This is a genomic window from Methylobacterium sp. (genome assembly GCF_019750675.1).
In the GTDB taxonomy this organism is placed as follows: Bacteria; Pseudomonadota; Alphaproteobacteria; order Rhizobiales; family Beijerinckiaceae; genus Methylobacterium.
Genome location: NZ_JAIEOF010000467.1, coordinates 1 through 6,477 on the forward strand (window position 1 = coordinate 1; position 6,477 = coordinate 6,477).

7 protein-coding genes are annotated in these 6,477 nt (G+C 70.7%); 3 read left to right on the forward strand and 4 right to left on the reverse strand.

The genetic code is table 11. The features are described 5' to 3' along the window. From K2X24_RS24220 to K2X24_RS24235, 4 genes are all read right to left on the reverse strand, one after another. Positions 1–332: globin family protein (locus tag K2X24_RS24220; protein ID WP_292501934.1), on the reverse strand; the 332-nt coding region annotated here is incomplete at its 3' end. Positions 333–455: 123 nt separating this feature from the next. Further along, complete coding sequence (locus K2X24_RS24225) at positions 456–1,313, reverse strand: EamA family transporter (protein WP_292501937.1); 858 nt, start codon at positions 1,311–1,313, stop codon at positions 456–458. 82 nt (positions 1,314–1,395) lie between these two features. Beyond that, positions 1,396–2,211, reverse strand: a complete 816-nt coding sequence (locus K2X24_RS24230) for a DeoR/GlpR family DNA-binding transcription regulator (RefSeq protein WP_292501939.1) — start codon at positions 2,209–2,211, stop codon at positions 1,396–1,398. Then, complete coding sequence (locus K2X24_RS24235; RefSeq protein ID WP_292501940.1) at positions 2,208–3,092, reverse strand: LysR substrate-binding domain-containing protein; 885 nt, start codon at positions 3,090–3,092, stop codon at positions 2,208–2,210. The genes K2X24_RS24230 and K2X24_RS24235 overlap by 4 nt, the downstream gene beginning before the upstream one ends. A gap of 138 nt (positions 3,093–3,230) precedes the next feature. Between K2X24_RS24235 and K2X24_RS24240 the strand changes: the two genes are divergently transcribed. The 3 genes from K2X24_RS24240 to K2X24_RS24250 all read left to right on the forward strand — a co-directional run. Then, a complete protein-coding gene (locus K2X24_RS24240) occupies positions 3,231–4,355 on the forward strand; it encodes a 2-aminoethylphosphonate--pyruvate transaminase (protein WP_292501941.1) in 1,125 nt (374 codons plus the stop codon). Between the two features lie 35 nt (positions 4,356–4,390). Next, positions 4,391–5,218: a phosphonoacetaldehyde hydrolase gene (gene phnX, locus K2X24_RS24245; RefSeq protein ID WP_292501943.1), complete on the forward strand. Its 828-nt coding sequence runs from the start codon at positions 4,391–4,393 to the stop codon at positions 5,216–5,218. Between the two features lie 237 nt (positions 5,219–5,455). Beyond that, positions 5,456–6,477 (forward strand): putative 2-aminoethylphosphonate ABC transporter substrate-binding protein (locus K2X24_RS24250; RefSeq protein WP_292501946.1); only part of this gene is annotated, 1,022 nt, incomplete at its 3' end.

Here is a 6,477-nt window from a genome sequence, read left to right on the forward strand (position 1 = left end):
GTGAAGTCGGGCCCGAGCCCCTGCTCCAGGGTCCAGAGCAGCGCCTCCCCGACGGGCGCGTAATGCGCCGCCTGCGTGCCGAAGGCGACGTGCTGGCGCCCGAGGGCCTGGAGTGCGGGCACCACCGTGTCGGGCTTGTGGAGGTTCGTGACCGCGAGGCCGAGCATCGACATGAGCTTCTTCTTCTGATCCCTCATGTCTTCGGGAAACATCGCGCGGACCCCCGGGGCGATCTCGAAGAGGCGGCCGTAGAAGAGATCCGCCGCGGTGTCGGCGATGGGCCGCACCTTCGCGAAGCTGTCCTGAACGAGCGTGACCTGCTGCGGTGTCATCGACGTCTCTCATCCGTGCCCGGCGGCCCCGGATCGCACCGCCTGCACAATGTATACAAATTCAACGATCCCGAAGGTAGGCCCTGTTCGGCACCGGGGGTGCCAGGGCTGGAGGCCTCGGCGTCAGGCCAGGCGCATGGCCACGACGCCCGCCACGATGACGATGACGGCCGTCATCCGCGACAGGAGAAGCGGCTCCTTCAGGACGAGGACGGAGATCAGCATCGCGAACAGGACGCTGGTCTCGCGCGTCGCCGCGACCAGGGGAATGGGCGCGACCGTCATCGCCCAGATCGCGATCCAGTAGGAGCCGAGGGCCAGGGCGCCGCCCCCGAGGCCGGGCAGCGTCAGGCCCCGGACGGAGCCCAGGACCTTGCGGCCGCGGGTCCAGAGGACGAAGGCCGGCAGCGGGATCGCATCGACCACGAAGAGCGCGGCCGCGTAGGCGTGCGGGTCGCCCGCCGCCCGCGCACCGAGCCCGTCCACCAGCGTGTAGCCGGAGATCAGGGCGCCGGTGAGCAGCGCGTAGCCAAGGGCCGTCCGGCTCAACCGCTGCCCGCCGGCCCTGGCGAAGGCCATCAGGGCGACTCCGGCACAGAGGATCGCGATCCCGAGGGCGGCGAGCCGCGCCAGTGCCTCCTGCAGCAGCAGAAGGGAGGCGCAGGCGGTCAGGAGGGGGGCGCTGCCGCGCGCGATCGGGTAGACCTGTCCCATATCCGCGTGCCGGTAGGCCTCGGCCAGGGCGATGTAGTAGCCGAGGTGCAGCAGGATCGAGCCGGCGAGCCAGGGCCAGGCGGCGGCGGGCGGCCACCCGAACCAGATCGCGGCCGGCAGCGCGAACAGCCCGGCCGAGGCCGAGATCAGCGCCATGGTGAGGATCGGCTCGAGGCGAAGCTTGGCGACCGCGTTCCAGCCCGCATGCATGAAGGCGGCCGCCAGCACCGCGGCGAAGACAGGCAGGCTCATGCCGCTGGCCATCATGGGGTCTCGCCTCCGCCGGAATCCGCGCCACCGCGAACGGAGGTTTGTCGCAAAAGAATTCAGAAAGCCACAAAAAACCACATCACGGGGCGACGATCACCGTGAGGCCGCGTGCCGTGAGGGCCTCCCGCATGGGCACCGGGGGCTCCGCGTCGACGATCAGACCGGTCCCGGCCGGGATCGGCGTCAGGCGGATCGGCGTCATGCGGCCGAACTTGGTCCTGTCCGCCACCACGTAGCCGCGCTCGGCCGCTGCCAGCATGCGGATTCGCAGCTCGGTGGGAAACGGCGCGAAATCGGTAATCTCCCCCGACGGCGCGATGCCGCCGGCACCCACGAAGGCGAGGTCGGCGCGAAAGCGTGCCAGGGCGGCCAGGGCTTCGATGCCGAACGCCGCCTCGTCCGCGCCCTCGACCTCGCCCCCGAGGATATGGACCCGCACGCCGGCGAGGCGGCACAGGACGAGCCCGACGGGCAGGCTGTTGGTGCAGATCGTCAGGCCCTTCGGCACGGGGCGCGTGAAGAGCGGATCGTGGCCGGCGAGCGCGTTGGCGACCGCCAGGGTGGTGGCGCCGGAATCGAGCAGAACCACCATGCCGTCCTCGACGACCCCCGCCGCGACCCGCCCGATCGCGGCCTTGCCGGCCGGGTTGTCGCGCTCCCGTATGGCGAGGACCGGCTCGTCGGCGCAGCGCGTCGCCCCCCCGTGCACGATGGCGAGGCGGCCCCGCTCGGCCAGGGCCTTGAGGTCGCGCCGGATCGTCTCGCGCGAGACGCCGAAGCGGTCCGCCATCGCTTCGACGCTGACGCTGCCGTCCTGGCCGAGACGCGCCAGGATCGCGTCGTGGCGGGCGGCCGCGAGCGCCCGGTTCTCCCAAGCCGGCGGTTTCCGGGTCATCGCGCCGACTCCTCGGTCGCCAGCCCGAACACCGCCAATTCGAACACCGCACGGATCAGGCGCAGGTTCCGCCGCCGCGCGAGGCAGGCGATCGCGTGACGGTTGCTGAGGTCGGCGCCCGCGATCGGGATCGCGGCGATCCGGGTGTCCGCCCCGCATTCCAGGGACGAGACGATGCCGATGCCGATCCCCGCGGCGGCGGCCTCGATCACCGCCTCGCGGCTGTCGAGTTCCATCAGCACGGCGGGCGCGACGCCGCCGGCCCGGCAGGCCCGGTCGAAGGTGCGCCGGGTCACCGAGGTCGGTTCGCGCAGCACCATCGCGGCGCCGTCGAGTTCGGCGAGGTCGAGCGTTTCGCGATCCGCCAGGGGATGGCCGCGCGGGACCACCGCGCAGATGCGCGAGACCGCGATCTGCGCGAGGTGAAGATCCGGATGCGCCTCGGCTTCGGTGAGCACGGCGACGCTCGCCCGCTCCGACAGCAGGGCCTCGCGGGTGTCGGCGGCGTTGCCGAGGATCAACCCGACGACGATGCCGGGATGGCGCGCGCGCAGGCGCGCGAGCAGGGGCATCACGATGTGCGGCGAATCTACCGCGATCTCGACCCGTCCCGAGACCAGGGTCCGGTTGGCTTCGAGAAGATCCTCCGCCTGCTCCACGAGGCCGAAGAGCGGGCCGGTGAGCTCGGCCAGGGCCCGGCCCTGCGGGGTCAGCTCGGCCGAGCGCGCGGTCCGCCGGAACAGCACGAGGTCGTAGCGCTCCTCCAGCGCCTTGATGTGCCCGGTCACCGCGGGCTGGCTGACGCAGAGGCGCCCGGCCGCACGCGTGAAGCTGCCTTCCCGCGCGACCGCATCGAAGGCCCGAAGCTGGAAGAGGTTCATGGCGACCGATCGGCGAGACTGATGGCATGCATCACGAGAAACGATTTGATCTGATGGGTCGCCCGAACGCAAGGTCGCCGCATCCCGGAGCGCCCTCCGGGCACGGGATTGTCCCACGGCCGATCGGGCAGGATCACCATGACAGACGCCCCTTCCATCCCTCGGACGCCGATCCTCCTGACCCCCGGTCCGCTGACGACGTCCGAGCGCACCCGCGCGGCGATGATGACCGATTGGGGGTCCTGGGACGGTAGCTTCAACGCCCTGACGGCCGATGTCTGCGCGCGTCTCGTCGCCATCGCCAACGGCACCGGCAGTCATGTCTGCGTGCCGCTGCAGGGAAGCGGCACCTTCGCCGTGGAGGCCGCCATCGGTACCCTGGTGCCGCGCACCGGCAAGGTGCTGGTCCTCGTCAACGGCGCCTACGGCAAGCGCTTGGCCCGGATCTGCGAGGCGCTCGGCCGCGACCACACGGTCTACGAGACCGCCGACGACGTGCCGACCACTCCCGAGGCGGTCGACGGCCTGCTCGCCGCCGATCCCGCCATCAGCCATGTCGGGCTGATCCACTGCGAGACCAGCACCGGCATCCTCAACCCGCTGCCCGAAATCGCCGACGTGGTCGCGCGCCACGGGCGCGGTCTCATCGTCGATGCGATGAGCTCCTTCGGGGCGCTGCCCATCGATGCGGCCGGGGTGCCGTTCGAGGCGCTGATCGCCGCCTCGGGCAAGTGCCTCGAAGGCGTGCCCGGCATGGGCTTCGTGATCGCGCGGGGCGACGCCCTGGCCCGGGCCGAGGGCAATTCGCCGTCGCTGGCGCTGAACCTCAGCGACCAGCACACCTACATGCAGCGCACGGGGCAGTGGCGCTTCACCCCGCCGACCCATGTCGTGGCGGCCCTCCACGAAGCGTTGCTGCAATTCGCGGAGGAGGGTGGCCTGCCGGCCCGCCACGCCAAGTACGCGCGCAACTGCGAGGTGCTCGTCCGCGGCATGGAGCGCCTCGGCCTGAAGTCCTTCCTGGCGCCCGGGATCCAGGCGCCGATCATCGTGACCTTCCACGCCCCGCGCGACCCGAAGTACCGCTTCGCCGATTTCTACGCCGCCGTGCGCGCGCGGGGCTTCATCCTCTATCCGGGCAAGCTCACGCGGCTCGAGACCTTTCGCGTGGGCTGCATCGGCCACGTCGAATCCGCCGACATGGAGCGCGCGGTCGAGGCCGTCGCCGCGGCGTTCGCCGATCTGAACATCACGACCCTCTGATCGCCCGTCCCTCGGCCGCACGCGAAAGCAGATCCATGACCTACGCCCCCCCGAAACAGCTCCGGGCCGCGATCCTCGACTGGGCCGGGACCGTGGTCGATTTCGGCTCCTTCGCCCCCACCCAGATCTTCGTCGAGGCCTTCGCGGAGTTCGGCGTCGCCGTGAGCCTGCCCGAGGCGAGGGGCCCGATGGGCATGGGCAAGTGGGACCACATCCGCACGCTCCTGAACGACCCCGCGATCGCGGCGCGCTACGCCGCCGCGCACGGGCGCCCCGCCACCGACGCGGACGTCACCGCGATCTACGAGCGCTTCATGCCGCTGCAGATCGAGAAGATCGCCGCGCATTCCGCCGTGATCCCGGGGGCGCTGGAGGCCATCGCCGACCTGCGGGCCAGGGGCCTGAAGATCGGCTCCTGCTCAGGATATCCCGCCCGCGTGATGGAGCGCGTGGTGGCGCTCGCCGCCACCAACGGCTACGTCGCCGACCATGTCGTGGCCACGGACGAGGTCCCGAACGGGCGTCCCTTTCCGGCCCAGGCGCTCGCCAACGTGATCGCGCTTGGCATCGACGACGTCGCCGCCTGCGTGAAGGTCGACGACACGGTTCCGGGCATCCTCGAGGGCCGCCGGGCCGGCATGTGGACGGTGGCGCTGACCTGCTCGGGCAACGCGCTGGGCCTGAGCTACGACGCGTTCCGCGCGGCTCCCGCCGAGCGCCTGGCCGCCGAGCGGACCCGGATCGCCGCGCTGTTCGCCGATTCGAAGCCCCACTTCCTCATCGACACGATCGCCGACCTGCCGGGCGTCGTGGACGACATCAACGGATTGCTGGCCGCCGGGCGCATGCCCCAGGCCTGCTGAGGAGGTCGCCGCGGCGAGCCTCTTTTTGCGGGCAAACGAAGATTTCGGCATCGATCCGCGGCCGGGCGCCGCGGATCTCTTTCGGCTGTCCGCATGCCTTTCAAGTACATCCGCATCGTGATCCGTAATTAGGCACTATATGCAAAAAGGCTGGACTTGATCGCATCGGGGTTTGTCTTCTTACTGTCATGGGCCAGGCCCTAGACATCGGACCGACAACACCCCGGAGTATCGTCCATGAAAGCCCTCGGCCTCCTCGCCCTGACCCTCGCCCTCGCGTCGTCGCTGACCGCACCGGTGTCGGCCGCCGAGCGCACCCGGCTCACGATCTACACGGCCCTGGAGAACGACCAGCTCGGTCCCTTCAAGGCCGGGATCGAGCGGGCGGTGCCCGAGGTGGAGGTGGTGTGGGTGCGGGATTCGACCGGCGTCATCACCGCCCGCTTCCTCGCCGAGAAGGACAATCCCCGGGCCGACATGGTGATGGGGCTGGCCGCCTCCAGCCTCCTGCTGTTCGAGAAGCAGGGGCTGCTCGCGACTTACGAGCCGAAGGGCGCCGACGCCCTGAAAGCCGCCTTCCGCGATTCCGTGGCGCCCTACAGCTGGACCGGCACCGACGCCTCGATCGGCGTGGTCTGCTTCAACACGGCGGAGGCCGAGAAGGACGGGGTGAAGACCCCCGTGCGCTGGGCGGACCTGCTGGTGCCGGCCCTCAAGGGCAAGGTGGTGATGCCGCATCCGGCCTCCTCGGGCACCGGCTACCTGCTGGTCGCGGGCTGGCTCCAGGGCATGGGGGAGGAGGCCGGCTGGGCCTTCATGGACAAGCTCCACGAGAACATCGCCGCCTACCTGCATTCGGGGTCCGCGCCCTGCGTCCAGGCCGCCCGCGGCGAGCGCACCGCCGGTCTGTCGCTCGACATGCGCGGCGCTGCCGAGAAGACCAAGGGCGCGCCCCTCGCGGTGGTCGTCCCCGCCGACGGCACGGGCTGGGACGAGGAGGCCTACGCCATCGTCGCCACCACCAAGCACCTGGAACTCGCCCGCAAGGTCGCGGACTGGGGCGCCACGAAGGCCGCCAACGAACTCTACGCGAAGAGCTATGCGGTCGTCGCCTATCCGGGTGTCGCCAACGTGCCGGCGAACTACCCTGCCAACGCCGAGGCCGCGATGATCAAGAACGATCTCGGCTGGATGGCCGACAACCGCGAGCGGGTGCTGGCCGAGTGGTCGCGCCGCTACGAGGCCAAGGCTGCCAAGAA

Coding starts and splice junctions, on each gene's coding strand:
- K2X24_RS24230 (WP_292501939.1), bottom strand. CDS start 2,211: ATGACCCGGAAACCGCCGGCTTGGGAGAACCGGGCGCTCGCGGCCGCC.
- K2X24_RS24235 (WP_292501940.1), bottom strand. CDS start 3,092: ATGAACCTCTTCCAGCTTCGGGCCTTCGATGCGGTCGCGCGGGAAGGC.
- K2X24_RS24240 (WP_292501941.1), top strand. CDS start 3,231: ATGACAGACGCCCCTTCCATCCCTCGGACGCCGATCCTCCTGACCCCC.
- K2X24_RS24225 (WP_292501937.1), bottom strand. CDS start 1,313: ATGATGGCCAGCGGCATGAGCCTGCCTGTCTTCGCCGCGGTGCTGGCG.
- phnX (WP_292501943.1), top strand. CDS start 4,391: ATGACCTACGCCCCCCCGAAACAGCTCCGGGCCGCGATCCTCGACTGG.